Below are 24,578 nucleotides of genomic sequence, written 5' to 3' on the forward strand. Positions count from 1 at the left end.
CTGTGGGGCTAGCGGGCCTGGCTCGCTAGCCCCACAGCCGCCGCTGTCCGGAATCCGGATCGGACACGGTCGTGCTCACGTCGTCGAACAACCGGGTCACGCGGTCCTCCGGCGTGTAAGCCGCCCAGCCCGGATCGCCGGTCGCCACGAACCGGACCCACGTCTCGAACATCTCCTCCGCCATCGCCCGCAGCCGTTCCGGATCGGGGCGGGCGATGGCGAAGAGGAAGCGCCAATTCGGGTTGCGGACGTCGTCGAACACGAACGGCAGGTCCACCCCGTGCGCCGCGCCGAGGCCCTTCCCGCGCGGCGCGATCCGCCAGTCCAGCCGGTACATCCACGCCGTGCCGCCTGCCGCGTGCTGGGTTTCGGCCAGCCGGATCGCCGGCAGCCACCAGTCCCCCGCCGTGCGGACGCGGTTCACCAGCTGGTCCTCCGGCCAGTCCGGCAGCAGTTCGCGGTACGCCTCGGTCATCCGCGCGATGACATCCGGTTCGAGCATCGTCGATCCGGTGCCGAGCAGTTTCGCGCCGCCGGTTTGCAGCCAGGAGAACAGATCCTGCTCGTCGGCCGTGGTGCCGGTGAGGATCCGGACTTCCCGGGCCGCGCCGTCCGCGACCGCTTCGCCGGGCCGCTGCGGCAGGAGATCTCCGTCGACCACCACCCGGTACGTCACGAGCGTGCCGAGCTGGGCCGTGACCCGTTGCTGCGCGGTCAAAATCTCCGTGACCGGCAGCGTGCGCAGGTCGCCATCGCCTAGTTCGGCCAGCACCGCCTCGCCGACTGCTTCCGCCTCGGCCGGAGTGTGCACGACGGAACCGACGCCGGTGCCGCTCTGCACGATCGCCTGGCTGAACAGCCCTTTCGCGGCCGGAACCGCCAGCAAGGTCCCCACCGTGCGGCCGCCGTTGGACTGCCCGGCGAGCGTCACGCGCCGCGGGTCGCCGCCGAACGCGGCCACGTTGTCGCGGACCCATTCCAGCGCCAGCACTTGGTCGTGCAGCGAGAGATTCCCGTCGGAAACGCCAGGCAGCCGGAGCATGCCGAGCACCCCGAGCCGGTACGCGACAGTCACGACGACCACGCCGCGGCGGGCGTACGCGGACGCGTCGAACTGGTGCGGCGCGCCCATCACCCCGCCCCCGCCGTGGATCCACACCAGCACCGGGTACGAACCGGGTGCTTCAGGCGCGTAGACGTTGACGTACAGGCAGTCCTCATCGCCGACGAAGCGTTTCCCGGTCACGTCGGGCTGCGGGGCCTTGGCCGCGAATTCCGTCGCGTCGCGCACCCCGGTCCAGGACACCGCCGGCACCGGCGGGCGGAACCGCAGCTCCCCCACCGGCGGCTCCGCGAACGGCACCCCCAGGAAAAACCCGACTCCGTCCCGCACCTCGCCGCGGACGGCACCGGCCCGCGTCTCCACCGTCGTCACGAACCGCAGCCTAACGCTGGCCCCCGCGCGTGCTCCGGGACCGCAGGCGATGATTGTCCGGTGGAAATCGCAGCGGAATTGGTGGCGCTGGTCCTGACGGTTCTCCTGGTGACCGTCGTCGCGCGCCGGATGGACTGGTCGGCTCCGCTGTGCCTGGTCGCGGTCGGCGTCGGGGTGTCGTTCATCCCCGGGGTGCCGCAGTACGAACTGGACCCGGAGATCGTCCTCATCGGGCTGCTGCCGCCGCTGCTGTACTCCGCGTCGATCCAGACGTCGCTCGTCGCGTTCCGCAAGCTGCGCGGGCCGATCGCGCTGCTGTCGGTCGGGCTGGTGGTGTTCACCGCGTTCGGCGTCGGGCTGGTCGCCTGGCTGGTCGTGCCGGGATTGCCGCTGGCCGCCGGGATCGCGCTGGGCGCGGTCGTCGCGCCGCCGGACGCGGTGGCGGCGAGCGTGGTCGCCCGGCGGGTCGGGATGCCGCGCAAGCTCGTCCGGCTGCTGGAGGGCGAAAGCCTCTTCAACGACGCCGCCGCGCTCGTCGCGCTGCGGACCGCGATCGCGGCGATCGCCGGCGCGATCAGCCTCTGGCAGGTCGGTCTCGACTTCCTCCTCGCGGCCGTCGGCGGGATCGTCGTCGGCTTCCTCGTCGGGCTGATCGTGACGTACGTGCGCGCGAAGCTGGAAGACACGATCACCGACACCGCGCTGTCGTTCGCGGTTCCCTTCGCGGCGTACCTGCTCGCTGAGGCGGTGCACGGATCCGGCGTGCTGGCGGTGGTCGTCACCGGGCTGATCCAGGGGCACCAGACGCCGCGGATCCAGTCCGGGCCGTCGCGGCTGGCCAGCAGGCTGAACTGGGAGACCGTCCAGTTCCTGCTGGAGAACATGGTCTTCCTGCTCATCGGCCTGCAGGTGCGGGGCATCCTGCACGAGGTCGGCAAGAGCGGGCTGTCGGTGTGGCAGCTCGCCGGGATCTGCGCCGCGGTGCTCGCCGCGACGATCCTCACGCGGATGCTCTGGATGGTCAGCATCGGCGTGGTGAAACGGCTCCTGAAAACCTTGGGCCTGGAACGCGGCAAGGTGTGGCCGTGGCGCTATTCCGCGGTGATCGCGTGGGCCGGAATGCGCGGCGTGGTCACGCTCGCCGCCGCGTTCGTGCTGCCCGCGGACACTCCGCAGCGCGCGGTGCTCGTGCTGGCCGCGTTCGTCGTGGTGGCCGGGACGCTCGCGGTGCAGGGCATGACGCTGCCGCCGCTGATCCGCCGTCTGCGGCTGCCCCGGCCGGACCCGGCGGAGGACGCGCTGCAGGAAGCCGCCGTGCTGCACGACATGACCCGCGCCGCGCTCGCCAAGCTGGAGGACCTGCGCCGCCCGGAAGACCCGCCCGAGGTGATCGAGCGGCTGCGCGACCGGTTGCAGGACCGGTCCGACTCCGCGTGGGAACAGCTCGGCAGGCAGAGCACTCTCGCGGAAACCCCCAGCGACGCCTACCGTCGACTGCGCGTCCAGCTGCTCGAAGCCGAACGCGACGTGTTCCTGAAGGCACGGGACCGGGGCAGTGCCGACGACGCGGTGCTGCGCCGCGTGCTGGCTCGCCTCGACATCGAAGAATCCATGCTCGACCGCGACGAGGAGGAACCCCCGGTGGCCGAACGCGAACTCAGCACGCCCGCCGCCACGGCCGGGTCCTGCAAGCACCTCAGCCACGCATGGCCGGACAAGGAGCCCAGCACCCGGGATTCCTGCGCCGAATGCGTCGAGGCCGGGATGACCTGGGTGCACCTGCGGATGTGCCTCAAGTGCGGGCACGTCGCGTGCTGCGACTCGTCGCCGGGCAAGCACGCCTCGCAGCACTTCCACGAAACCCTGCACCCGGTGATGCGCAGCTTCGAGCCGGGCGAGACGTGGCGGTGGTGCTTCGTGGACAAGCAACTCGGGTGAGCCGACCGGTTAGGGTCGGGGCATGAGCACGCCCGAACAGGAAGTCGAGTACCGCCAGCACCGCTTCAGCCCGCCCTCGGGCGCCACCGAGATTTTCCTGGTGCGCCACGGGGAATCGATGCCGCAACGGCTCAGCGAGCCGTTCGATCTCGTCGACGGGCAGGCCGACCCGGACCTCGCGCCGGAAGGCCGCGACCACGCCGCGCGCGTAGGCGAGCGGCTGGCCTCAGAACGCATCGAAGCGCTGTACGTGACCACGTTGCGGCGCACCGCGCAGACCGCCGCGCCGCTGGCGGAAAAGCTCGGCCTCACCCCGGCCGTCGAGCCGGACCTGCGCGAGATCAACCTCGGCGAATGGGAGAACGGGCTGTTCCGCAAGCACACCGCCGAGGGGCATCCGCTCGCGCGGAAGCTGTGGGAAGAACAGCGGTGGGACGTCCTGCCCGGCGCGGAATCCGACGAGGCGTTCGGCCTCCGGATCCGGGCCGCCATCACCCGCATCGCCGCGGCGCACCCGGACCAGCGGGTCGCGGTGTTCACCCACGGCGGCGTGATCGGCGAGGCGTTCGCGCAGGCGAGCCGCGCGCTGGAGCGGTTCGCGTTCCTGGGCGCGGACAACGGCTCGATCTCGCACCTCGTGGTGCACGGCGAGAACTGGCTGATCCGCGGCTTCAACGACCGGTCTCACTTGGCCGCCCCGCTCGGCTGAACCGACTCGTCGCGGCGGACGAACCCCGCCGCGACGAGCTGTACCGTCACCAGCACCGCGATCGCCTCCGCGGCCAGCAGCCCGATGAGCACCAGCACCTGCGTCGTCCCGGCTTGGAGCGGGCTCGCCCCGCCCAGCAGGACGCCGACGTACGCGCCCGGCAGGGTCACCAGGCCGACCGTCCGGGTCTGATCGAGCGCCGGGATCAACGCGTGCCCCGCCGACGGACGGCAGATCTCCAACGCGGCGTGCCGGGGCAGAAATCCCAGCGCCAGCGCGGCTTCGTACTCGCCGTGGCGTTGCTTGAGTTCGTCGAGCGCACGGCGGGCCGCCTGCGAGGTCGCGGTCATCGAACCGCCGATCACGATCCCCGCGACCGGCACGACCGCGATCGGCTTCGCCGGGACGACGCCCGACCCGAGCACGAGCGCCAGCACCGGAAGCACGCCGGACGCCAGCGAAAGCGCGACCCACCCGATCCGCCGCGGCACCCCGATCCGGCCGGCGGACGTCGCGGCGGCGATGGAGAACATCGCGAGGACGAACAGGCCGGTCAGCCAGCCCGACCGCAGGATCACCGTGATGACCAGCGAAACGAGCGCGAGCTGCCCCACTGCGCGGACAGCCGCGACGAGCACCGCCCTCCCCTGCCCGAGCTGCCCGAACCGGACGACCGCCGCGCCCGCGAGCGCCAGCACCACGAGCACGGCGATCAGCGCGGGCCCGAATCCGATCGCACCGTTCACGGAGGTGATCCTGCCGCAGAGCCGGGTTCGGGGCGGTGAAGCGGGCCGCTTTCGCTCGTCGACGCTGCGGGGCTTCCCGGGGCGGGCGCGGCGGAGGTTCGCGAGGACAGCTTGGCGTGCTGGCGATTGGACGGGCTCGCTCTGCCACCTGCGCGGCCCGGCGAGCTTCAAGCTGCCCTGGTCACACGCTTCCGCGAGAACAACTCGGCGTGCCGCACGCGGGCGGGGTCCGCTCTGCCGATCCCCCGCGGCCTTCCAGCCTGAGTCAGGCGCTGCAGCTGAGCTGCCGCCCCTCCCCGGCCACCGATTTCTCCGCGACCACCTGCCCGTCCACCCGGATCCGGCACAGCAGCGCGCCGGTGCTCTGCGCGACCAGGCTGCTGAACACCGGCTGCTCGGCGGGAGCCTTCCGCTGCACGGTCACCGACCAGGGCAGCCGCACCTCGGCCTGTTGTTCGAGGTCGCCGCCGGTCGCGACGTAGGTGAGGTTGTGCGCGACGTCCTCGCCGGCCAGTTCGTAGACGACCGTGCGGGTCACTTCGCGCACGATCGCGGGTTCGACGGTCACCGACGGCACCGACGCGGCCGGTGCGGGCCGGTCCGGGGTCGCTTTCGGCATGACGTACCACGCGACAGCGACCGCGACGGCGATGACGCCGACCACGACCACCGCGCTTCCGAGCGGCCGCAGCCTGCCCGATTCCCCCCGGGCCGCCGTGGGCCGGGTCGCGCCAGGAACACCCATGGAGAGGTCTTCTCTTCTCGAGCGCACTTCCCGCGAGTGCGACGTCTGGTTCTTCGCCAGACCGTTACACGGCGTTAGCCAACCCGAGAAAATCAGCTCCATTTCACCCTGATGGGGGTAGGGGACGTGCGCGTACGAGCACGATCACCACGCACGATGCCGATGACGCTCGCGCATCCCCCGGTTGACGCAGGGTGATCAGTCGACGAGCCCGGCGTCGGCCAGCATCCGCAGCACGCGCTGTCCGGCGGGCGGGCAGGCGGCGGCGTCCGCGGCGCGCAGCCAGGCGGCCTCGGCGATCTCCGCCGACGGCTCCGGTTCGCCGGCGTGGTCGGCGGTGTAGCAGGTCATCCGGACGCGGCGGCCGTCGGCGAATCCGTCCGCCTGCTCGTCGAGCAGCGCGAAGAAACGGAAGCTGAGCGGGTCGAGCGCGACGCCCAGTTCCTCGCGGATCTCCCGGCACAGCCCCTCGACGTCGCCCTCCCCCGGTTCGCGCTTGCCGCCGGGGAGATAGAACTTTTCCTTGCCGGTCGTGCGGACGGACAACAGCCGCCGGTCCCGCACGTGGACCCAGGCCAGGGCATCGATCGGGGTCATGGGCGCCATTTTGTCGTACCCGCGAGGGATGATCGCGGGGTGTACTCGGAAAGCCCGCCGCCGCACTCGCTGCGCCGCCTCGCGCGGTGCCGCTGGGAGTCGGCCGAGCCCGGCCCGAAGCGGATCGTCCCGGACGGCTGCGTGGACCTGGTCGCCGGCGCCGGCCAGGTTTTCGTGGCCGGGCCGGACACGACTGCGTGGACGTCGGTGTTCCCGCCCGGCACGCGGCTGCGCGGCCTGCGCTTCCGGCCGGGAGCGGCGGCCGCGATGCTCGGCGTGGGCGCGGACGAACTGCGCGACAGCCGCGTCTCGCTGCCGGACCTGTGGAACCGCCGCGGCGCGGCTCTCGCGGACGAAATCCTCAGCGGCCGCGACCTCGCCGACGCGATGGCCGACATCGCGACGGAGCAGGCAGCTGCCGCGGATCCGGTGGTGGAGCGGATGCTGGCGCGACTCGCCGCCGAGTCTGCCGGGGTTCTGGGCCAAGGCGAAGGAGAAGCACCCGCCGCGGGGCAATCGACGCACCCAGGCATGCGACCTTCATCGAAAGCCGCCGACCACTCTGACTGGTCTCCGGCTCAACCGAGCCGAAGCGAACGGCAGGCACGTCGGCTTTTCACTCTCGCGGTCGGCTATGGACCGGCCACCTACCGGCGCATCCTGCGCCTGCAACGAGCCATCGCACTGGCACCGGCCACCGCGACTCTCGCCGAGCTGGCCGTCGCAGCCGGGTACTCCGATCAGCCGCACCTCACCCGCGAATGCCGCGCCCTTACCGGCCTCACCCCGGGAGCCTACTTCGCCGGGCGACTCACTCCGCCGCCAAATCCTGTTGGCGCGCAAGGAAATGCGCCGTCTCCGCGGTAGCCGGATACAACGCCCGGTAATGCGCGTAAAACTCGTCGTACCGGTCCGCCCGGCCCGGATCCGGCTCGATCACCTCGGCAACCGGGTTCCACGCCTCGATATCCGGCTCCAGCCCGATCGCCACCGCCGCCAGGTACGCGTCCCCGAAGCACGCGCCGACAGTTTCCGTCGGAAGATGCTGCGGCGTCCGGGTCACGTCGCTGACGATCCCGGTCCACACCCGCCCTTGCGTGCCGCCGCCGACCGCCACCAACCGGCGCGCGGGAGCGCCCATCGCGGAAAGGTTGTGCCGCACCCCGTAAGCCGTCCCCTCCAACGCCGCGCGGTACAGCTCCGCCCGGCCGTGCGAGGTGGTCAGCCCGGCGATCAGCCCGCGCGCCAACGGATCCGGCACCGGAGTCCGCTCGCCCGCGAAGTACGGCAGCATCAGCAATCCGCGGCTGCCTGCCGGAACCCGACCGGCCGAAGCGACCAGCTCGGCGAAATCTCCGTCGAAGAGTTCCCGCAGCCAGTCGGTGATCGCGCCGGACGTCGCCATCCCCGCCGCCAGCGAAAAGCTGCCCGGGAAAACCCCGCGCGTCGCCCACAGCCCGGACACCGGACGGGCCTCGGCGACGGCCTGGACGAGGAACATCGTGGTCCCGTACATGACCATCGTGTCGCCGGGGTCGCGCACCCCCGCGCTGGTCGCCTCGGCCCACGCGTCGATCGTGCCGCAGGTGACCGGCAATCCCGCCGGCAATCCGGTCTCGGCGGCCGCCGCGGCGGTGACCGTGCCGACGACCTCGGTCGGCCAGGCGAGCCGCGGCAGGTCGATCCCCGGCGCGACGAGCGCGGACCAGTCCTCCGCCCAGCCGCCCGCGCGCAGGTCGTACATCGGGTCGCACTGGCTCGCCGAATGGTGGTCGAGCACGTATTCGCCGGTCAGCCGCTGCACGAGGTACGAACTCGCCATCAGGAACTGCCGGGCCCGCGCGGCGACGTCGGATTCGTGCCGGTACAGCCACCGCCACTTCGGGCCGACCGCCTGGCTCGAGAGCGCGCTCCCGCAGCGTTCCACAATGGACTCTTCGCCGAGTTCGGCGGTCAGCTCGGCGATTTCCGCACCCGCCCGCGTGTCGACGCCGTAGAGAATCGCCGGGCGCAGCGGACGGCCGTCGGCGTCCGCGGGCAGCAGGACCGGGCCGATGCCGCTCACCGCGAGCCCGGCGGGTTTCTCGCCGCCGGCCAGCAATTCGCGCACCAGCTCGGCGAACCCGGCCCACCACACGGTGTCGGCGTCGTGCTCGAACCAGCCGGGGCGCGGGCGGGAGGTGCTGTGCGGGCGGGCGGCGCGCGCCAGTACAGTGCCGTCCGCACCCACGAGGACGCCTTTCGAACTGGACGTGCCGATGTCGATGCCGAGCAACGGGCCCGGTTGCATCGCAGCACCCCCGGCAATCGGACGGTAAACGATTACCGGGACGGTATTCTGCGGTCACCGGGGTGTCAAGGAAGCCAGGACGAGGAGGCTCGGTGGCCACGATCAGCGACGTCGCCGCCAGGGCAGGCGTCTCAACCGCCACGGTGTCGCGGACCCTGAACGGCAAGTCCACAGTGGACCCGGAGCTGGCCGCCCGGGTGCTCGAGGCCGCCGAGGAGCTCGGCTATCACCCGAACGGACTGGCGAGAAACCTGCGCCGCCAGGAAACCGCGGTGCTCGCGCTGATCATCTCCGACGTCGAGAACCCGTTCTTCACCTCGATCGCCCGCGGAGTCGAGGATCTCGCGCAGGTGTCCGGGTATTCCGTCGTGCTCTGCAATTCCGACGAGAACGAGGACAAGGAGCGCCGGTACCTCGACGTCGCGCTGCAGGAACGCGTCGCGGGCGTGCTGCTCTCCCCCACCGGGCCGACCACGAGCGTCACGCGGCTGCGCCGGCTCGGCATCCCGGTGGTCGCGGTCGACCGGCCGCTGCCCGGCACCGACGGCGACCAGGTGCTCGTCGACACCCGCCGCGCCGCCCGGCAGGCGGCCCGGCATCTCGTCGCGAACGGCTACCGGCGGGTGGCGTGCCTGACCGGGCCGTCCGGCGTGCGCACCGCCGACGACCGGCTGTCGGGCTACCTCGACGCGGTCGGCGAGGAGAACGCGGTCTTCCGCCGCGCCGAATACCGCGCGGAAGGCGCCCGCCACGCCGCCGGGGACCTGCTGGACCAGCCGGAGCCGCCGGACGCGCTGCTGGTCGCCAACAGCACGATGGCGATCGGCGTGCTGGAGGCGCTCGCGGAACGGCGCCTGCGGGCCGGGCGCGACATCGGCATCGTCTCGTTCGACGACGCCCCGTGGACCACGCTCATCGACCCGCCGCTGACGGTCGTCGCGCAGCCCGCGTACGAGATCGGCCGGGTCGCCGCGCAATTGCTGCTGGCCCGCATCGCCGACAGCACCCGCGAGCCGGTCACCACGACCCTGGACGCGCAGCTGATCGACCGGCAGAGCTCGCACCGCTGACCGGGCTCCCGCGCAACGGCGGCACCCGGCGGGTCCTCGTGCGTGGCAATGCCGGTGAGAACCGGCCTTGCCGTTCACGAGAAGCCGCAGGAGGCCGGAGAATGGGACCGGCGTCCGAGACGTCCGAGGGCAGCGGACGATCCGGCGAGCCGGGAAGACCCGGCGAAACCCGCCGCAGACGTCCGAGGCGAGAGCGCGATCCGGGGGAAACGACGTGCCTGGCGGCCGGGCGGAGGTCCGCCGAGCCGCCAGGCACGCCCCACCCCCTGTCCCCCCAGCGTCCGCCGCGGACGGCGGAGCACGGGCCGCACCCGAGGGCGGGAAACCGATTACTCGTTCGCAACGTAAATCGGCGGTCCGGGAGTGTCAAGCACTCGAAAGCCTGGACAAGCCACCCGGTGCGGGGCAGACTGGCCCGAACTCGCCTACCCATCGTGTTGACTTCTGTGCGATGCGTGTCGATCTTTGGTGAATTCACCCACAAAAAGGCGAGAAACCGCACGAACCCGCACACACGCGCTAGGCTGAGCGTATGTCGATAGCGCTGGAGAACGTTCTCGCAAGAGCCGGCCTCAAAGCCGACGCGAACGAGTTTCTCACGCTCGTGGAGGACGCGGCCCGAAGGCTGTCGCCGCCCAACCCCGACCCTTCGCACTACTTCTCCCCCGACCAGCGCGCCGCGCTGACCGACGCGGGGCTCGACCTGAGCCCGCGCGACGAGGGCGAACCGGACTTCCGCGCGCGCACCGTCGCCGCGCACGCCGTGCTCGCCGATTCCGCGCTTTCGGTCGGCCAGGCCGCCGAGATGCTGAACGTCGACGACAGCCGGATCCGGCACCGCCTCAAGGAAGGCAGGCTCACCGGCTGGAAGGACCAGGGCTGGCGGCTGCCCGCGTGGCAGTTCAACGGCGCGGGCGTGCTGCCCGGCCTCGAAACCGTGCTGCGCGCCGTCCCCGAGGACCAGCCCGCGCTGGTCGTCGCCGCGTTCATGAACACCCCGCAGTCCGACCTGGTGATCAGCGACCGGCCGGCCACGCCGCGGCAGTGGCTGCTCGCCGGCGGCGACCCCGAGCAGGTGGCCCGGCTCGTCGCCACGCTCGGCTCGCCGTTCTGACCCGCTGACCTTCCCCGCCTGCGCGCCGCCCGCCCACCGCGGCGCAGGCCCGCCCCCTGCCCCGACACAGGACGGACGACCTCCCCCGCATGGCCCGGCTCCCCTCGCCTCCGGCGCGGTCTGCTCTGGTCAAGGGGCTGGACCGCAGCCACGACGTGGTTTCGGTGCAGCCCGAGACCCGGCTGGTCCGCATCTTCACCGCGCACGGCAACCATCCGCAGCAGTGGAACACCTTCCGCTACACCGGCCCGCTCCCGCACGGCCGGTTCGACCAGCAGCAGCCCGGCCGCGGCGGCCGTCCGGGCACCGACCCGGGCAACGGCGTGCTGTACTTCGGCCTCACCGTGCGCACGAGCGTCGCCGAGGTGTTCCAGACGACCTCGACGGTCGACCGCACGACGCGCGGCCCGCGGCTGGTCGTGGTGCGCCCGACGCGCGTGCTGCGGCTGCTCGACCTCACCGGGCTGTGGCCCACCCGGGTCGGCGCGTCGCAGGAGATCTCCAGCGGCCCGAAAAAGATCACCCAGGCGTGGGCGCGGGCGATCCGCGGCGCGATGCCGGACCTCGACGGGCTCTGGTACCGCTCGTCGATGGACGCGGGCAAGCCCTCGCTGTGCCTGTGGGACCCGCCCGCGGGCGCGGCGCTGCCGATCGCCCCGGACGTCCTGCTTCCGCTGGACCATCCGGGGCTCGACGTGCCGCTCGGGCGGGTGTGCGAGGAGCTGAACTACACGCTGCTCAGCTGAGGTGCCGGGCCCACCAGGCCAGCACCGCCTCGAACCGCTGCACCCGGTGCCGCGGCTTGCCCGAGCGCGTCAGCTCGTGCCCCTCGCCGGGGAACAGCAGGAACTCCGTCTCGACGCCGGCCTGGCGCAGCGCCACGAACTGCCGCTGCGCCTGCTCCAGCGGGCACCGCCAGTCCTGCTCGGAATGCACGACGGCGAACGGGATCCGCACGTCGGCGGCGTAGCTGAGCGGGCTGCGGCGCCGCTGCTCGTCGGGATCCGCGCCGACGTAGCCCTCGGTGAAGTAGTAGCCGATGTCGGAGCTGCCCGCGAAGGAATCCCACGCGTTCACCGCGCGCTCGCTCCACGCCGCGCGGAACCGGTCCGGGTGCTTCGCGGCGACCCAGCTCGTCATGAACCCGCCGTAGGAACCGCCCATGATCCCGGTCCGCGACGCGTCGAGGTCCGGCCGCTCCAGCGCCTTGTCGAGCAGCGCGAGCACGTCGTCGACGTCGACGGTGCCCATGTTGTGCACGACCGAAGTACCGTGCGACTGCCCGTATCCGGCCGATCCGCGCGGGTTGCCGAGCACGACCGCGAACCCGGCCGACGCGTACACCTGCGCCTCGTCGAACACCGTCCATTCCTGCTGGGCGAACGGCCCGCCGTGCACCACGCGCAGCACCGGGTGCGGGCCCTCGCCGTCGGGAAGGACGAGCCAGCCGTGCACCGGGTAGCCGTCCGGCGCGGTCGTCTCGAGCTCCACGACCTCGCAAAGACCCTTGTCCCGCAACGGCTTCGAGTAATCGGTGAGCACGCGCGGACCGTCCGAGCCGAGCACCACCAGCTCGCCCGCAGTGTCCAAATCGGCCACTACCGCGACAACCGTGTCGCCGTCCGCGGCGAATCCGTGGACCGCCGAGTGCCCGGCGTGCAGCACACGCAAGTCGTCGAGCTTCGCACCGTCGGCGTCCGTCGGGATCGCCCGCAGTTCCACCGCACCGCGGTTGCGCACCGCGACCAGGACCTCGTCGCCGAGCGGAAGCGCCGGGCCGGAGCCGGGCTCGACGTCGACGGTCTCCACATCGGTCAGCCGCCGCGGTTTCCCGTCCGGCACGACCGCGTACAGCCCGATGTTGGAAGCGACGACGACACCGTCTTCATGGGACGTGCCGAAGAAGTAGAGCGTGCCGTCCGGCGCGTACACCGGCTGGTCGGCGTACCCGGCGCAGGCGGCCAGCACCTCGGGGGCGCCACCGTCGACCGGGAACGCGACGAGGTCGTGCTCGCGCGTTTCCGTCCGGTCGAAGTCGTGCGGCACGGTCACGACCACCCGCTCGCCGTCCGGCGTCCAGACCGGCTGGTTCACGCTGTAGTCGCGCGGCGTCACCGCTTCCGGCTCGCCCTCTTCGAAGGTGTCGAGCACGTACAGCCGCTTGGGCCGGTCGCGCAGGAAGCCGACGTTGTCGATGCGGTAGTCGAGCCGCGTGATCAGCCGCGGCGCCTCGGCGGCGGGCTCCGGCGTGCGCTCGTCAGCGTCCTCGGTGCCGTAGCGGCCCGGCTCGGCTTCCCGCGCGGTGAACGCGAGCCAGCGCGAATCCGGGGCCCACACCGGCGCGTCCGCACCGAGGTGCAGCGACGTGAGCTTCCGCGATTCGCCGCCGTCGACGGGCATCACGTGCACCTGCGGACTGCCTTCCGCGCCCTTCCCGTCGCCGGCGCGCAGGAACGCGACCCACCGGCCGTCCGGCGAGATGGCCGGCGACGAATCGCGCGGACCCTGCGTCCACGGCGATTCGCCTCCGGACAGCGAGATCCGCCGGATCGCGCTGCGGTACTGATCGGTTTCCAGGTCGGGACTGCTCACCGCGGCGAGCAGGAGATCACCGCGCAGCGCGGGACGGCCGGGGACGGCGAGGACTTCGATGTCGGCAGGACGCATGCCGACGACCGTACCCGATCCTTAGCAAGGCAAACGACCTATTTCGCCTCTACCGCCCGGCGTTCGTCGCGCTTGGCCTTCGCCAGGCTCAGCACCGTGGTGACGGTGAGGACCACGACGATCACGCCGAGGGACATCCAGTTGTTGATGTCCAGCCAGTCCGGCGCGAGGTGGTACTCGTGCAGCGCGTGGATCACGAGCTTCGCCCCGATGAAGGCGAGGATCACCGCGAGGCCGTAGCTGAGGTACACGAGCTTCGTGACCAGCCCGCCGAGCAGGAAGTACAGCTGCCGCAGGCCCATCAGCGCGAACGCGTTGGCGGTGAAGACCAGGAACGCCTCCTGGGTGATCCCGAAGATCGCCGGGATGGAGTCCACCGCGAACAGCAGGTCGGCCGAGCCGATCGCGACGATCACCAGCAGCATCGGGGTGATCTTCCGCTTGCCGTCTTCCTTCACCAGGTACTTGTGGCCGCGGTAGTCGTCGGTGACCGGGTAGAGCTTGCGCACCCAGCGGGTGAGCGCGTTCTCGTGGTACTCCTCCTCGTCGCCGTTGCCGCGCAGCATGCTGATCGCGGTCCAGACGAGCACCGCGCCGAAGACGAAGAACACCCACACGAACTGGTTGATCAGCGCCGCGCCGACCGCGATGAACACGCTCCGCATGCCCAGCGCGAGCAGGATCCCGACGAGCAGCACGCGGTGCTGGTGGATCGCGGGCACCTTGAACGAGGTCATGATGATCATGAAGATGAACAGGTTGTCCACGCTCAGCGAGTACTCGGTGATGTACCCGGTGAAGAACTGGACGCCGGGGTCGTGCCCGGCGAAGAACCAGATGCCCGCTCCGAACAGGACGGCGCAGGCGATGTAGAAGATCACCCAGCGAGCGGCCTCGCCGGTGGTCACCTCGTGCGGCTTGTGGTCGACGATCACCAGGTCGATGGCGATCAGCGCGAGCAGCCCGCCGACTGTCGCGAACCACAGCCACAGGGGGACAGTCATCTCTGAAACCTCCGGATAGTGCGCAGCAGCAACTAACCGGAGGTCTCTCCCGCCGGCGCGAAACCGGCCGACGGTGCCGGGGACCTCGGCGAATGACTCGCCGGGTGCACCGTGCTGACGACACCGCCGCGAAGGAATACTCCCCTCACAGCGCGTTCAGTCTGCCGGTTACGGGCTGCGAACGCCAGCCGGGGTTGCCCACATCACCGGACCGGCCGTGTTTTCTTCATCACTCCGGGCATCGGACAGGCGAACCGGCCGGATCCGGACACTCTTCGCACAGTGGGGCTCGTGAGTGGCAATGCCGGTTAGAACCGGGATTGCCACTCACGAGCCCAGCGTCCTCCGGGACCCTCGCGCGCAGTGGTCTTCGGCCCGCTCCACGACACCAAGAGGGTGAACTGTGTTTGATCCGTGTGAGGCCGCGTCCCCGTTCTCAGCAAAATCGTCATAACGTCGCGTCGTGCCCCGAATCCCGCTTCCCCGCACCCGCGGCTCCCGGCTCGCTGCCGTCGCCGCCGTGGTGCTGGTCGCCGCTGCCGCGGTGACTGTCTGGGCGACTCGCGACCGCGGTCCCGCGCCGGTCCGCACCCAGGACGCCTTCCTCTCGATGCCGGCCGCGCCGGGTTCCCCCGACCAGGTGCGGATCGACACCACCACCTATTACCCCGAACACACGCCCGCCCCCGCCGTGCTGCTCGCGCACGGCTTCGGCGGCGACAAGTCCAGTGTGGACCCGCAGGCGCGCGAACTGGCGCAGCGCGGGTTCGTGGTGCTCACCTGGTCCGCGCGCGGATTCGGGCACAGCACCGGCAAAATCGGGCTCAACGACCCCGACGGCGAGGTCGCCGACGCGCGCAGGCTGGTCGACCGGCTGGCCGCGAGCCACGACGTGGCGACCGGCTCCGACGGCGCGCCCGAGATCGGCGTGACCGGGGCGTCGTACGGCGGTTCGCTGTCGCTGCTGCTCGCCGGGACCGACCACCGGGTGCGCGCGCTCGCGCCGGTGATCACCTACAACGACCTCGGCCAGGCCCTCGTGCCGAACGCCGCGGCGGCGACTGCTCCGTCGGCGAAGACTCCGGCAGCCGGCGCGTTCTCTCCGGACGGCGTCTTCAAGAAGAGCTGGGCGGGCATCTTCTTCTCCGCCGGTTCGGGCGCGGCCGCGGCGAGCACGCCGTCCGCCGAAGCGCCGGAAGCGGGACAGAAGACCAACGACAACGGCAGCACCGCGGGCAACAGCGGCGGCACCGCGCCACAAGCCGCCGCGCCACCGGCTGGTGCCCGAGCCGAGCGGCCGTCCGCGGATCCGTGCGGCCGGTTCACCGCGGCGGTGTGCAAGGCGTACGCGGAACTCGCGACCACCGGCAAGGCCAGCCCGGAGACGGTCGCGCTGCTGCACCGCGTCTCCCCCTCGTCGGTCACCGGCAAGATCACCGCGCCGACGCTGCTCGTCCAGGGCGAGAGCGACACGCTCTTCGGGCTCGACCAATCCGACGCCACCGCGCGGCAGATCACCGCGGCGGGCGGATCAGTCCGCACGATCTGGTACACCGGCGGGCACGACGGCGGGGTCCCCGGACCGCAGCTGCGCGCGAAGATCGGCGACTTCCTGTGGTCGTCGCTCACCGGTCAGGGCGACCCCGGCCACGGATTCAGCTACGACGTCCAGGGCACGTTGCGCGCCAACGGAACCCCGTCGGTGCGCACGGTCAACGCCGCCGCGTACCCGGGCCTCAGCGGCGCGGGAACCGAGCGGAAGCAGGTGGCGCTCACCGGACCGGCGCAGCCGATTGTCCGGCCCGCAGGCGCGAATCCGGCTGCGGTGAGCGGGATTCCGGGGCTCAACGGACTCGCGGCAGGCACCTCCCGGCTGGCTCCGCTGTTCAGCAGCGACCCGCCGGGCCAAGCCGCGCAGTTCGGCACCGCGCCGTTCGACAGCCAGGTGTTGCTGTCCGGTTCGAGCACCGTCCGGCTGCAGGTCGCGACCGACCCGGCGCATCCGCAGCCGGAGGCGGTGCTGTTCGCGAAGCTGTACGACGTCGGCCAGGACGGCACCCGCGTGCTGCCCGCGAACGCGGTCGCGCCGTTCCGGGTCACCGGGCTGCCCGCGGACGGCACGCCGGTCGACGTCACGGTGACGCTGCCGGGCGTCGTGCGGCCGATCGACTCCGGGCATTCGCTGCGGCTCGTGGTGGGCACGACGGACCAGGCGTACTCGGTGCCGGCGCAGCCGGGAGTGTTCCGGGTCGGGCTCGCGCCGGGCGCGGCGCTCGCCGTCCCGGTGGTGCCCGGCGCTTCGGTCGGCGCTCCCCTGCCGGTCGGGCAGCTGATCGGCATCGGCGCGACGCTGCTGGTCGCGATCGCGCTCGTCGCGGTCGCGGCGATCCGCCGCCGCCGGGCGCACGACGTCGACCCGGAGCTCGCGGACACTCCGCTGGTGATCAAGGGGCTGCGCAAGCAGTACGCGGGCGGGTTCACCGCGGTGGCGGACCTGTCGTTCCGCGTCGAACCGGGCCAGGTGCTCGGGCTGCTCGGGCCGAACGGCGCGGGCAAGACGACCACGCTGCGGATGCTGATGGGCCTGATCACGCCGACCGCGGGCGAGATCCGCGTGTTCGGCCACCGGATCGCGCCGGGCGCGCCGGTGTTGTCGCGGATCGGGTCGTTCGTCGAGGGCTCGGGATTCCTGCCGCACCTGTCCGGCAAGGCGAACCTGGAGCTGTACTGGGCTGCGACCGGGCGGCCTGCCGAGAAGGCGCATTTCACCGAGGCGCTGGAGATCGCCGGGCTCGGCGACGCGGTGCACCGGCGGGTGAAGACCTACAGCCAGGGCATGCGGCAGCGGCTCGCGATCGCGCAGGCGATGCTCGGGCTGCCGGAGCTGATGGTGCTCGACGAGCCGACCAACGGGCTCGACCCGCCGCAGATCCACCAGATGCGCGAAGTCCTGCAGCGCTACGCCGCCACCGGGCGCACCGTCGTCGTCTCGAGCCATCTCCTGGCCGAGGTCGAGCAGACGTGTTCGCACGTGGTGGTCATGCACCGCGGGAGGCTCGTGGCCTCGGGCGAGGTCGGCGAGCTGGCGGCCTCGAGCGGCGAGGCCACGTTCCGGGTCGACGACTCGGCGGCGGCCGCGGCGACGCTCAAGAGCATCGGCGGGGTGTCCGACATCGAGACCGAAGGCGATCTGGTGCACGCGAACCTCGACGGGATGCCGCGCGCCGAGGCGGTCGCGGCGCTCGTGCGCGCCGGGGTCGCGGTCGAGCAGGCCGGGCCGCGCCGCCGGCTCGAAGACGCGTTCCTGCAGCTGGTGGGAGAGGATTCATGAGCGAGGGCAACGGTTCCGGCGGAGTGCACACCGACCCGGCCGCACTGCAGGAACTGAGCGACCTGGCCACCGCGGAACCGGCCGAGGTCGGCCCGGACGGCGCGGTCGCGGGCTACCGGGCCGACCGGACGCTGCGGCTCGGCGTGGAGCTGAAACGGCAGCTGCGCCGCAGGCGGACCCAGCTGGTGCTGGCGTTCGTCGCGGTGCTGCCGTTCATCCTCGTGGTGGCGTTCCAGATCGGGCAGGCGAATCCGAACCGCCGCACCGGCGGATTCGTGGACCTCGCGACGGCGAGCGCGCCGAACTTCGTGGTGCTCGCGTTCTTCGTGTCCGGCACGTTCCTGCTGCCGATGATCGTCGCGTTGTTCTTCGGCGACACGATCGCGAGCGAATCGTCGTGGTCGAGCCTGAAGTACCTGCTGGCGATCCCGGTGCCGCGGCAGCGGCTGCTGCGGCAGAAGGCCGCGGTGTCCGGGCTGCTGTCCATCGCCGCGCTGGTGCTGCTGCCGGTGGTTTCGCTGCTGGTCGGCATCATCTGGTACGGCGCGGGCGACGCGATCAGCCCCACCGGCGACGCGGTCAGTTTCGGCGACAGCCTGCTGGCGCTGCTGATGTCCACTGTGTACATCGTGGTGCAGCTGGCCTGGGTCGCCGGGCTCGCGCTGCTGCTGAGCGTGTCGACGGAGGCCCCGCTGGGCGCGGTCGGCGGGACCGTGCTGGTGGCAATCCTGTCCCAGATCCTCGACCAGATCACCGCTTTGGAGGGTCTTCGGAACTATCTGCCGACGCATTATTCGTTCGCCTGGATCGACCTGATCTCCACCGACATCGACTGGACGAACCTGGCCAGCGGGGTGCTGTCGTCGGTCATCTACACGACGGTGTTCCTGCTGCTGGCGGGCCGCCGGTTCGCGCGGAAGGACGTCACCAGCTAGGCGGATGTCCGGTACGGTTCGGCGCGTGACGATCCACCTGGAACTCGACGCCGGCGTCGCACTCGTGACCCTCGAACACGGGCGCGGCAACACCCTCGACACCGCCACCTGCAAAGAACTGGTGATCAGACTCGAAGAGGCCGAAGCTGCCGGGGCGCGCGCGGTCGTGCTCACCGGTGCGGGCGACATGTTCTCCGCCGGAGTGGACCTGCTCGCGATCGACGAGGGCGGCACGCGCTACGTCGGCGATTTCCTGCCCGCGCTGTCGGACGCGTTCCTGGCCGTGTTCGGCTTCCCGCGCCCGGTGGTGGCGGCGGTGAACGGCCACGCGATCGCGGGCGGCATGGTCCTGGCGGCGGCGTGCGACCACCGGATCGCCGCGGACGGCCCCGGCCGCATCGGCGTGACGGAGCTGCTGGTGGGCGTGCCGTTCCCGTTGTCGGCGCTGGAAATCCTGCGCTGCACGTACGGCACGACGCCACTGCCGTCGCTGATCTACAGCGGCGCGACGGTCACCATGGCGGACGCGCTCCCCCGCGGCCTGGTCGACGAGATCGTGCCCGCCGACGAGGTGCTCACCCGGGCACGCGAACTAGCCGCCCGGCTCGGCGAACTGCCCGCGGAGGCCTTCGCGCACACGAAGCAGCAGCTGCGGCAGCCGTACCACCAGCGGATCGCGGAGAACCGCGTGTCCGACGACGCGCAGGTAGAGCGTTTGTGGCGGTCCGAACCGGCACTCGCGGCGGTGAAGGCGTACGTGGAGAAGGTGCTGAAGCACTGACCCTTGCGGCCGTCGTTCGCCGGCGCCGACCGCGGACAGGAGACTCTCTTGCCTCGGCTCTGCCCTCGAACCCATTGCTTCGGGCGCATGTTTCTGTGAAAGTCGATACGAGGGTCCGGGAACCGGGGGTGCCTCAGCTAGGAGCGCACCCCCGGCTGGGGGGCCCGCCCGGCTGATCGCCGTCAGTTCTCCTCTAGCTTGACCAGCTCCAGGTCGGTCTGCGGGAAATCGTCGCCGATGCAGAGCAGCGGTTCTCCGGCAAGCTTGGCGGTGGCGTAGCTGTAGCAGTCGCCGAGATTCAGCTTTGCCGGATGGCGTCCCTTCCCGAACTGGCCGAAGGCGTCGGTGGCGATCTCGCTGTGTTCCTCAGTGAAAGGGACCACCGCGATGTGGTTCTCCTGCATGAACCTGGCCAGGGCCAGCCTTCCCCGGGAACCGAGCCGCACCGTCAAGACGACGCCCACCTCCACCAAGGTCGGCGCGCCGATTCTCGGCGCGGTCGCCTCGGCGAGGCGTTCTTCGAGGCGCTCGTGGCCCGGCTCGCGCAGGAGAATCGCCACGATCGCGGAGCTGTCGACGATCACACGCCCTCCGGCCCGAATCCGAGAATGTCTTCTTCCTCCTCCTTGGAGAGCGGCTTGCCCAGCTCCTCGGGCGGGATGAGCGGCCAGATCTCCTCTTCGAGCATCCGGCGCAGCCGCTTCAGCCGCTGTTCGGCGTCCTCGTGTTTGCGCAGCTGGTCCCGGCGCAGCTGAAGAGACTCGCGGACCGCGCCGGTTTTGGTGGTGCCGGTCAGCTCGGCCACCTCCGCGGCCAGGCGCTCCGTTTCCGGATCCTTGATGTTCATCGCCATGGTGTAATGGTACCGGAAACGGTGTAATTACTTGATTCCGGCCGCGTCCATCCCCCGCAGTTCCTTCTTCAGGTCGGCGACCTCGTCGCGCAGCCGGGCGGCCAGTTCGAACTGCAGGTCGCGGGCGGCCTGCATCATCTGGTCGGTCATCTGCTGGATCAGGTCGGCCAGTTCGGCACGCGGCATCGACCCCACGTTCTTGTCGGTGAGCATGCCCGAGCTGCGGACGCGGTCGCCCTGTTCCGGCTTCTTGCCGCGCGAGGCGTTGCGGCCCGAACCGCCTACCGCGACCGCCTCGTCGGAGTCTTCCGCTTCGGTGTAGACGCGGTCGAGGATGTCGGCGATCTTCTTGCGCAGCGGCTGCGGGTCGAGGCCGCGTTCCTCGTTGTAGGCGACCTGCTTGGCGCGGCGGCGGTCGGTCTCGTCGATCGCGTACTTCATCGAGTCGGTGATCTTGTCCGCGTACATGTGGACCTCGCCGGACACGTTCCGCGCCGCGCGGCCGATGGTCTGGATCAGCGAGGTTCCGCTGCGCAGGAAGCCTTCCTTGTCCGCGTCGAGGATCGCGACCAGCGACACCTCGGGCAGGTCGAGGCCCTCGCGCAGCAGGTTGATGCCGACCAGGACGTCGTAGTCGCCCGCGCGCAGCTGGCGCAGCAGCTCGACCCGGCGCAGCGTGTCGACCTCCGAGTGCAGGTACCGGACGCGGATGCCCAGCTCCAGCAGGTAGTCCGTGAGGTCCTCGGCCATCTTCTTGGTGAGCGTGGTGACCAGGACGCGCTCGTCCTTGTCCGCGCGCTCGCGGATCTCGTGCACCAGGTCGTCGATCTGCCCCTCGGTGGGCTTCACGACCACCTTCGGGTCGACCAGGCCGGTGGGCCGGATGACCTGCTCGACGAACTCGCCGCCGGTCTGCCCCATCTCGTACGGGCCCGGCGTCGCCGACAGGTACACCGTCTGCCCGATCCGGTCGGAGAACTCCTCCCAGGTGAGCGGCCGGTTGTCGACCGCGCTGGGCAGCCGGAACCCGTAGTCGACGAGGTTGCGCTTGCGGCTCATGTCGCCCTCGTACATGCCGCCGATCTGCGGCACCGTCTGGTGCGATTCGTCGATGACCAGCAGGAAGTCTTCCGGGAAGTAGTCGATCAGCGTGGCGGGCGCGGACCCCGCGCCGCGGCCGTCGATGTGCCGCGAGTAGTTCTCGATGCCGGAGCAGAAGCCGACCTGGCGCATCATCTCGATGTCGTAGGCGGTGCGCATGCGCAGCCGCTGGGCCTCCAGCAGCTTGCCCTGCTTCTCCAGCTCGGCCAGCCGCTCCTCGAGTTCGGCCTCGATGCCGCGGATCGCCTTCTCCATCCGCTCCGGCCCGGCGACGTAGTGCGTGGCCGGGAAGATCCGGACCTCGTCGACCTCGCGCACGATGTCGCCGGTGAGCGGGTGCAGGTAGTACAGCTTGTCGATCTCGTCGCCGAAGAACTCGACGCGGATCGCCAGCTCCTCGTACGCCGGGATGATCTCCACCGTGTCGCCGCGGACGCGGAACGTGCCGCGCGCGAAGGCGATGTCGTTGCGCGAGTACTGCACGTCGACCAGCGCGCGCAGCAGCACGTCGCGCTCCACCGTGCCGCCGACCTCCAGCTTCGTGGACCGGTCGAGGTACGACTGCGGCGTGCCGAGGCCGTAGATGCAGGACACCGACGCGACCACGATGACGTCGCGGCGCGAGAGCAGGTTCATCGTGGCGGAGTGGCGCAGCCGCTCGACGTCGTCGTTGATCGACGAGTCCTTCTCGATGTACGTGTCCGTCTGCGCGATGTACGCCTCGGGCTGGTAGTAGTCGTAGTAGCTGACGAAGTATTCGACCGCGTTGTGCGGGAACAGCTCGCGCAGCTCGTTGGCCAGCTGCGCGGCCAGCGTCTTGTTCGGCGCCATCACCAGGGTGGGCCGCTGGACGCGTTCGATCAGCCACGCGGTGGTGGCCGATTTGCCGGTGCCGGTGGCGCCCAGCAGCACGACGTCTTTCTCGCCCGCCTTGATCCGGCGTTCGAGATCGTCGATGGCCGCGGGCTGGTCGCCCGCGGGCTGGTACTCGCTGACGACCTCGAACCGGCCGCCGGCACGGGGCACCTCGGAGACGGGGCGGAAGTCGGACTGGGCGAGGACGGGGTGTTCGGTTGCGAAAGCCACGGGAACCAGGGTAGGCCGGGCCACCGACAATTTCCGCGACGGCCCCGCTGAGCTGGGGATCTGCCGTCCTCGCGGGCTCCCCGGACGGCGGTGCGGGGACCCCGCGGACGGCTCAGCAGCTGCAGCAGTCGCACCCGCCGCAGCAATCGCAGTCGCATCCGCCGCAATCGCAGCAGTCGCAGCTGCCGCTGTTCGGTTCGCCGCTCCAGGGGCCCGGGTACGGGTCGCGGCAGCAGAACTGGCAGGAGCAGCACATGTACGTCGCGATCGCGCAGCCCGCGAAGAAGTTCCGGCGTTTCGGCGGGACGGCGAACTTCGGCACCCAGCAGCCGCCGCCCTTGCCGTCCAGCGAATCCCCGCCTTCCGGCGGCTCGGGACCGTCCGGACCACCGGGCCCACCTGGACCACCCGGCCCGCCAGGGCCGGGAGGACCGCCGGATCCGGGCATGCCCGCAGGTCCGTACCCCGGCACCGGAGTGCCGTAGCCCGGCGGCGGCCCGTACGCGGGCGTCCCCGGCGGCGGCCACGACGCGGGCATCCCCGGCTGCCCGGGCCCCGGCCCGTACGGCGACTGCTGCGGCGTCGGCCCCGGCCCGATCCACCCGGGCGGCGGCTGCTGGCCGTGCAGGTGGTGATGCCCGAACGCCCGCCGCACCGCCTGCCGCAGCTCGTGCACCAGCAACGCGTGCACCAGCGCCGAATCGGTGAACTCGGCCTCGCGCAACGCCAGCTCGACCCCGAGCACCGCGTCCGAGCACAGCCGGTGGGCCTCGTCCAGCGCGGTTCCCGTGGCCAGCAACGGATTCCAGGACCCAGACGCGGCATCCGCGGCCAGGTCCTCCACCGCGTCGAGCAGGTGGGCCACCCGGCCGAAGAGCCGTCCGGCCTCGGCGAGCGGTGCGCGGTTGCCCGGGCGTCCGGCGATCACCGCGGTCTGCGCGAACGCCGCGGACGAAGCCAGCTCAGCCGGTTCGGTCGCCAGCAACGGCGAATCCCCGGCGCGAATCGCGCGTTCCAGCTCTCCCTGGCGGCCGACCGCTTCGGTCAGGACCGCTGTGTCGAAGCCGATGTCCGCACCGGTCCGGCCGCCCTGCGCGGCCCAGCGTCGGGCGACGAGCCGTGCCGCACCGGCGACCGGGTGCCGGGCGAAAGCGCCGTCCCGGTCGGCGACGTGGTCGTCCACCTTCGCCGAGGCCAGGACCAGCGACACCGCCGCGGCGAGCCGGGCTCCGTCGCCGACCGCGACCGACGCCGGGCGCATCGACCGCAGCGGGCACGGTCCCGCGGCCCGCCGGGGTCCGCTCGGCGTCTGCGCCTCGACCAGCGCCGACACGATCAGCGCGTCGTAGTTCGTCACGACGCGGGCGAACTGCCCGTGCTGGTCGCGCAGCGCGAGGCAGAGGCCGCACAGGTGTGCCATCCAGTCCGCGTGCAGCCGGTCGGCCAGCCGGTGCCGGCAGGGTCTGATGATCCCGAACAAGTGCGCGTCCCCCCAGGAGAACCGAATGACCCGCGAACTTTAGCCCGCCGGCCGGGCTTCCGGCGGAAGTTTCCGGCGATTCTCGCGAAGGGCGCGGGCAAGGCAGGATGGGCGGATGACCGATCTGCACCCGCCCAAGGTCGAGACGTTCGACCCGGCCGCCCGCGTGAACATCGACAACAAGGGCATCCGCCGCGACGTGGAGGAGTTCCGCGAGGAGCCGTTCGGCCTGTACCTGGCGCGCCCGGCGCCGGGGCGGGCGCAGTTCCACTACCTCGAGTCCTGGCTGCTGCCGGGACTCGGGCTGCGGATCACCGACTTCTGGTTCAGCCCCGGCCACGAACGCGACCAGGACTTCTACCTCGACGTCGTGCGCGTGCACCGCGACGGCCCGCGCTGGGTCGCCACCGACCTCTACCTCGACCTCGTGCTCAAGGACAAGATCTCGGTCCGGGTGATCGACACCGACGAACTGCTCGCCGCCGTCGCCGGGAACCTGCTCTCGCAGCAAGACGGCGAGTACGCGCTCGAAGTCGCCTACGCCGCCGTCGAGGGCCTCGCCGCGCACGGATACGACCTCGCCGCCTGGCTGTCCACAAAGGACATGACGCTCGGCTGGCGCAGGCATCCCTAACCGGGAACGGGGGATTCCCCTCCCCCGCTCGGCGGTCAGCCGGATTACCCGGGGCGGCTCGC

The 24,578-nt window shown here is 71.3% G+C and carries 21 protein-coding genes; 10 read left to right on the plus strand and 11 right to left on the minus strand.

From position 1 onward, the window contains the following. Window positions 1-25: 25 nt before the first annotated feature. On the minus strand, window positions 26-1,435 hold the full coding sequence (locus tag PUT80_RS25690) for a carboxylesterase family protein (RefSeq protein WP_275293747.1): 1,410 nt from the start codon (window positions 1,433-1,435) through the stop codon (window positions 26-28). 60 nt (window positions 1,436-1,495) lie between these two features. Here PUT80_RS25690 and PUT80_RS25695 point away from each other — a divergent pair, with 60 nt between their 5' ends. Together PUT80_RS25695 and PUT80_RS25700 are read left to right on the plus strand one after the other, a co-directional pair. Continuing rightward, window positions 1,496-3,373, plus strand: coding sequence for a Na+/H+ antiporter (locus PUT80_RS25695; protein ID WP_275293748.1), 1,878 nt, complete (start codon window positions 1,496-1,498; stop codon window positions 3,371-3,373). 22 nt (window positions 3,374-3,395) lie between these two features. After that, window positions 3,396-4,082 carry a histidine phosphatase family protein gene (locus tag PUT80_RS25700; RefSeq protein ID WP_275293749.1) on the plus strand — a complete coding sequence of 229 codons (687 nt, stop codon included), beginning with the start codon at window positions 3,396-3,398 and terminating at the stop codon, window positions 4,080-4,082. On the opposite strand, the gene PUT80_RS25705 is transcribed toward PUT80_RS25700, so the two are convergent. From PUT80_RS25705 to PUT80_RS25715, 3 genes are all read right to left on the minus strand, one after another. Then, window positions 4,058-4,828 carry an ABC transporter permease gene (locus PUT80_RS25705; RefSeq protein WP_275293750.1) on the minus strand — a complete coding sequence of 257 codons (771 nt, stop codon included), beginning with the start codon at window positions 4,826-4,828 and terminating at the stop codon, window positions 4,058-4,060. The two genes, PUT80_RS25700 and PUT80_RS25705, sit on opposite strands and share 25 nt — an antisense overlap. Before the next feature lie 265 nt (window positions 4,829-5,093). Next, entirely contained in the window at window positions 5,094-5,573 is a 480-nt protein-coding gene (locus PUT80_RS25710) for an MmpS family transport accessory protein (RefSeq protein ID WP_043828531.1), read from the minus strand. Window positions 5,574-5,771: 198 nt separating this feature from the next. Further along, window positions 5,772-6,170, minus strand: coding sequence for an NUDIX domain-containing protein (locus PUT80_RS25715; protein WP_037818130.1), 399 nt, complete (start codon window positions 6,168-6,170; stop codon window positions 5,772-5,774). A gap of 39 nt (window positions 6,171-6,209) precedes the next feature. On the opposite strand from PUT80_RS25715, the gene PUT80_RS25720 reads away from it, so the two are divergent. Continuing rightward, window positions 6,210-7,037 carry a helix-turn-helix domain-containing protein gene (locus PUT80_RS25720; protein ID WP_275293751.1) on the plus strand — a complete coding sequence of 276 codons (828 nt, stop codon included), beginning with the start codon at window positions 6,210-6,212 and terminating at the stop codon, window positions 7,035-7,037. Here PUT80_RS25720 and PUT80_RS25725 read toward each other — a convergent pair. Further along, window positions 6,982-8,460 carry an FGGY family carbohydrate kinase gene (locus PUT80_RS25725; protein WP_275293752.1) on the minus strand — a complete coding sequence of 493 codons (1,479 nt, stop codon included), beginning with the start codon at window positions 8,458-8,460 and terminating at the stop codon, window positions 6,982-6,984. The two genes, PUT80_RS25720 and PUT80_RS25725, sit on opposite strands and share 56 nt — an antisense overlap. A 92-nt stretch (window positions 8,461-8,552) precedes the next feature. Between PUT80_RS25725 and PUT80_RS25730 the strand changes: the two genes are divergently transcribed. The 3 genes from PUT80_RS25730 to PUT80_RS25740 all read left to right on the plus strand — a co-directional run bounded on the left by PUT80_RS25730 (window position 8,553) and on the right by PUT80_RS25740 (window position 11,390). After that, window positions 8,553-9,530 carry a LacI family DNA-binding transcriptional regulator gene (locus tag PUT80_RS25730; RefSeq protein WP_134667988.1) on the plus strand — a complete coding sequence of 326 codons (978 nt, stop codon included), beginning with the start codon at window positions 8,553-8,555 and terminating at the stop codon, window positions 9,528-9,530. Between the two features lie 532 nt (window positions 9,531-10,062). Next, the gene (locus PUT80_RS25735) at window positions 10,063-10,644 is read left to right on the plus strand and encodes a hypothetical protein (RefSeq protein ID WP_037818127.1); all 582 of its coding nucleotides are present in this window, start codon (window positions 10,063-10,065) and stop codon (window positions 10,642-10,644) included. Between the two features lie 89 nt (window positions 10,645-10,733). Then, on the plus strand, window positions 10,734-11,390 hold the full coding sequence (locus PUT80_RS25740) for an RES family NAD+ phosphorylase (RefSeq protein WP_275293753.1): 657 nt from the start codon (window positions 10,734-10,736) through the stop codon (window positions 11,388-11,390). On the opposite strand, the gene PUT80_RS25745 is transcribed toward PUT80_RS25740, so the two are convergent. Both PUT80_RS25745 and PUT80_RS25750 read right to left on the minus strand, forming a co-directional pair. Beyond that, window positions 11,383-13,311 carry a S9 family peptidase gene (locus PUT80_RS25745; RefSeq protein WP_275293754.1) on the minus strand — a complete coding sequence of 643 codons (1,929 nt, stop codon included), beginning with the start codon at window positions 13,309-13,311 and terminating at the stop codon, window positions 11,383-11,385. The two genes, PUT80_RS25740 and PUT80_RS25745, sit on opposite strands and share 8 nt — an antisense overlap. 38 nt (window positions 13,312-13,349) lie before the next feature. Beyond that, window positions 13,350-14,315, minus strand: a complete 966-nt coding sequence (locus tag PUT80_RS25750; protein WP_037818122.1) for a TerC family protein — start codon at window positions 14,313-14,315, stop codon at window positions 13,350-13,352. 463 nt (window positions 14,316-14,778) lie between these two features. On the opposite strand from PUT80_RS25750, the gene PUT80_RS25755 reads away from it, so the two are divergent. Genes PUT80_RS25755 through PUT80_RS25765 form a run of 3 tightly spaced genes read left to right on the plus strand, consistent with a single transcriptional unit; the run spans window position 14,779 to window position 19,362 of the window. After that, entirely contained in the window at window positions 14,779-17,646 is a 2,868-nt protein-coding gene (locus PUT80_RS25755; protein WP_275293755.1) for an alpha/beta fold hydrolase, read from the plus strand. After that, complete coding sequence (locus PUT80_RS25760; RefSeq protein WP_134729128.1) at window positions 17,643-18,581, plus strand: ABC transporter permease subunit; 939 nt, start codon at window positions 17,643-17,645, stop codon at window positions 18,579-18,581. The genes PUT80_RS25755 and PUT80_RS25760 overlap by 4 nt, the downstream gene beginning before the upstream one ends. A gap of 4 nt (window positions 18,582-18,585) precedes the next feature. Further along, the gene (locus PUT80_RS25765; RefSeq protein WP_275293756.1) at window positions 18,586-19,362 is read left to right on the plus strand and encodes an enoyl-CoA hydratase/isomerase family protein; all 777 of its coding nucleotides are present in this window, start codon (window positions 18,586-18,588) and stop codon (window positions 19,360-19,362) included. A gap of 182 nt (window positions 19,363-19,544) precedes the next feature. Here the strand turns inward: PUT80_RS25765 and PUT80_RS25770 are convergent, their stop codons facing one another. The 4 genes from PUT80_RS25770 to PUT80_RS25785 all read right to left on the minus strand — a co-directional run bounded on the left by PUT80_RS25770 (window position 19,545) and on the right by PUT80_RS25785 (window position 23,882). Next, window positions 19,545-19,922, minus strand: a complete 378-nt coding sequence (locus PUT80_RS25770; RefSeq protein WP_275293757.1) for a type II toxin-antitoxin system VapC family toxin — start codon at window positions 19,920-19,922, stop codon at window positions 19,545-19,547. A 20-nt stretch (window positions 19,923-19,942) separates the two neighbouring features. Further along, window positions 19,943-20,215 carry a type II toxin-antitoxin system VapB family antitoxin gene (locus PUT80_RS25775; RefSeq protein ID WP_037818117.1) on the minus strand — a complete coding sequence of 91 codons (273 nt, stop codon included), beginning with the start codon at window positions 20,213-20,215 and terminating at the stop codon, window positions 19,943-19,945. Between the two features lie 27 nt (window positions 20,216-20,242). Beyond that, entirely contained in the window at window positions 20,243-22,402 is a 2,160-nt protein-coding gene (uvrB, locus tag PUT80_RS25780) for an excinuclease ABC subunit UvrB (protein WP_167754127.1), read from the minus strand. 112 nt (window positions 22,403-22,514) lie between these two features. Further along, the gene (locus PUT80_RS25785; protein ID WP_275293758.1) at window positions 22,515-23,882 is read right to left on the minus strand and encodes a DUF5685 family protein; all 1,368 of its coding nucleotides are present in this window, start codon (window positions 23,880-23,882) and stop codon (window positions 22,515-22,517) included. Window positions 23,883-23,997: 115 nt separating this feature from the next. On the opposite strand from PUT80_RS25785, the gene PUT80_RS25790 reads away from it, so the two are divergent. After that, window positions 23,998-24,516, plus strand: coding sequence for a DUF402 domain-containing protein (locus PUT80_RS25790; protein ID WP_043828546.1), 519 nt, complete (start codon window positions 23,998-24,000; stop codon window positions 24,514-24,516). The last annotated feature ends 62 nt before the right edge of the window (window positions 24,517-24,578 follow it).

The organism is Amycolatopsis sp. La24, from assembly GCF_029087445.1.
Lineage (GTDB): Bacteria > Actinomycetota > Actinomycetes > Mycobacteriales > Pseudonocardiaceae > Amycolatopsis > Amycolatopsis nivea.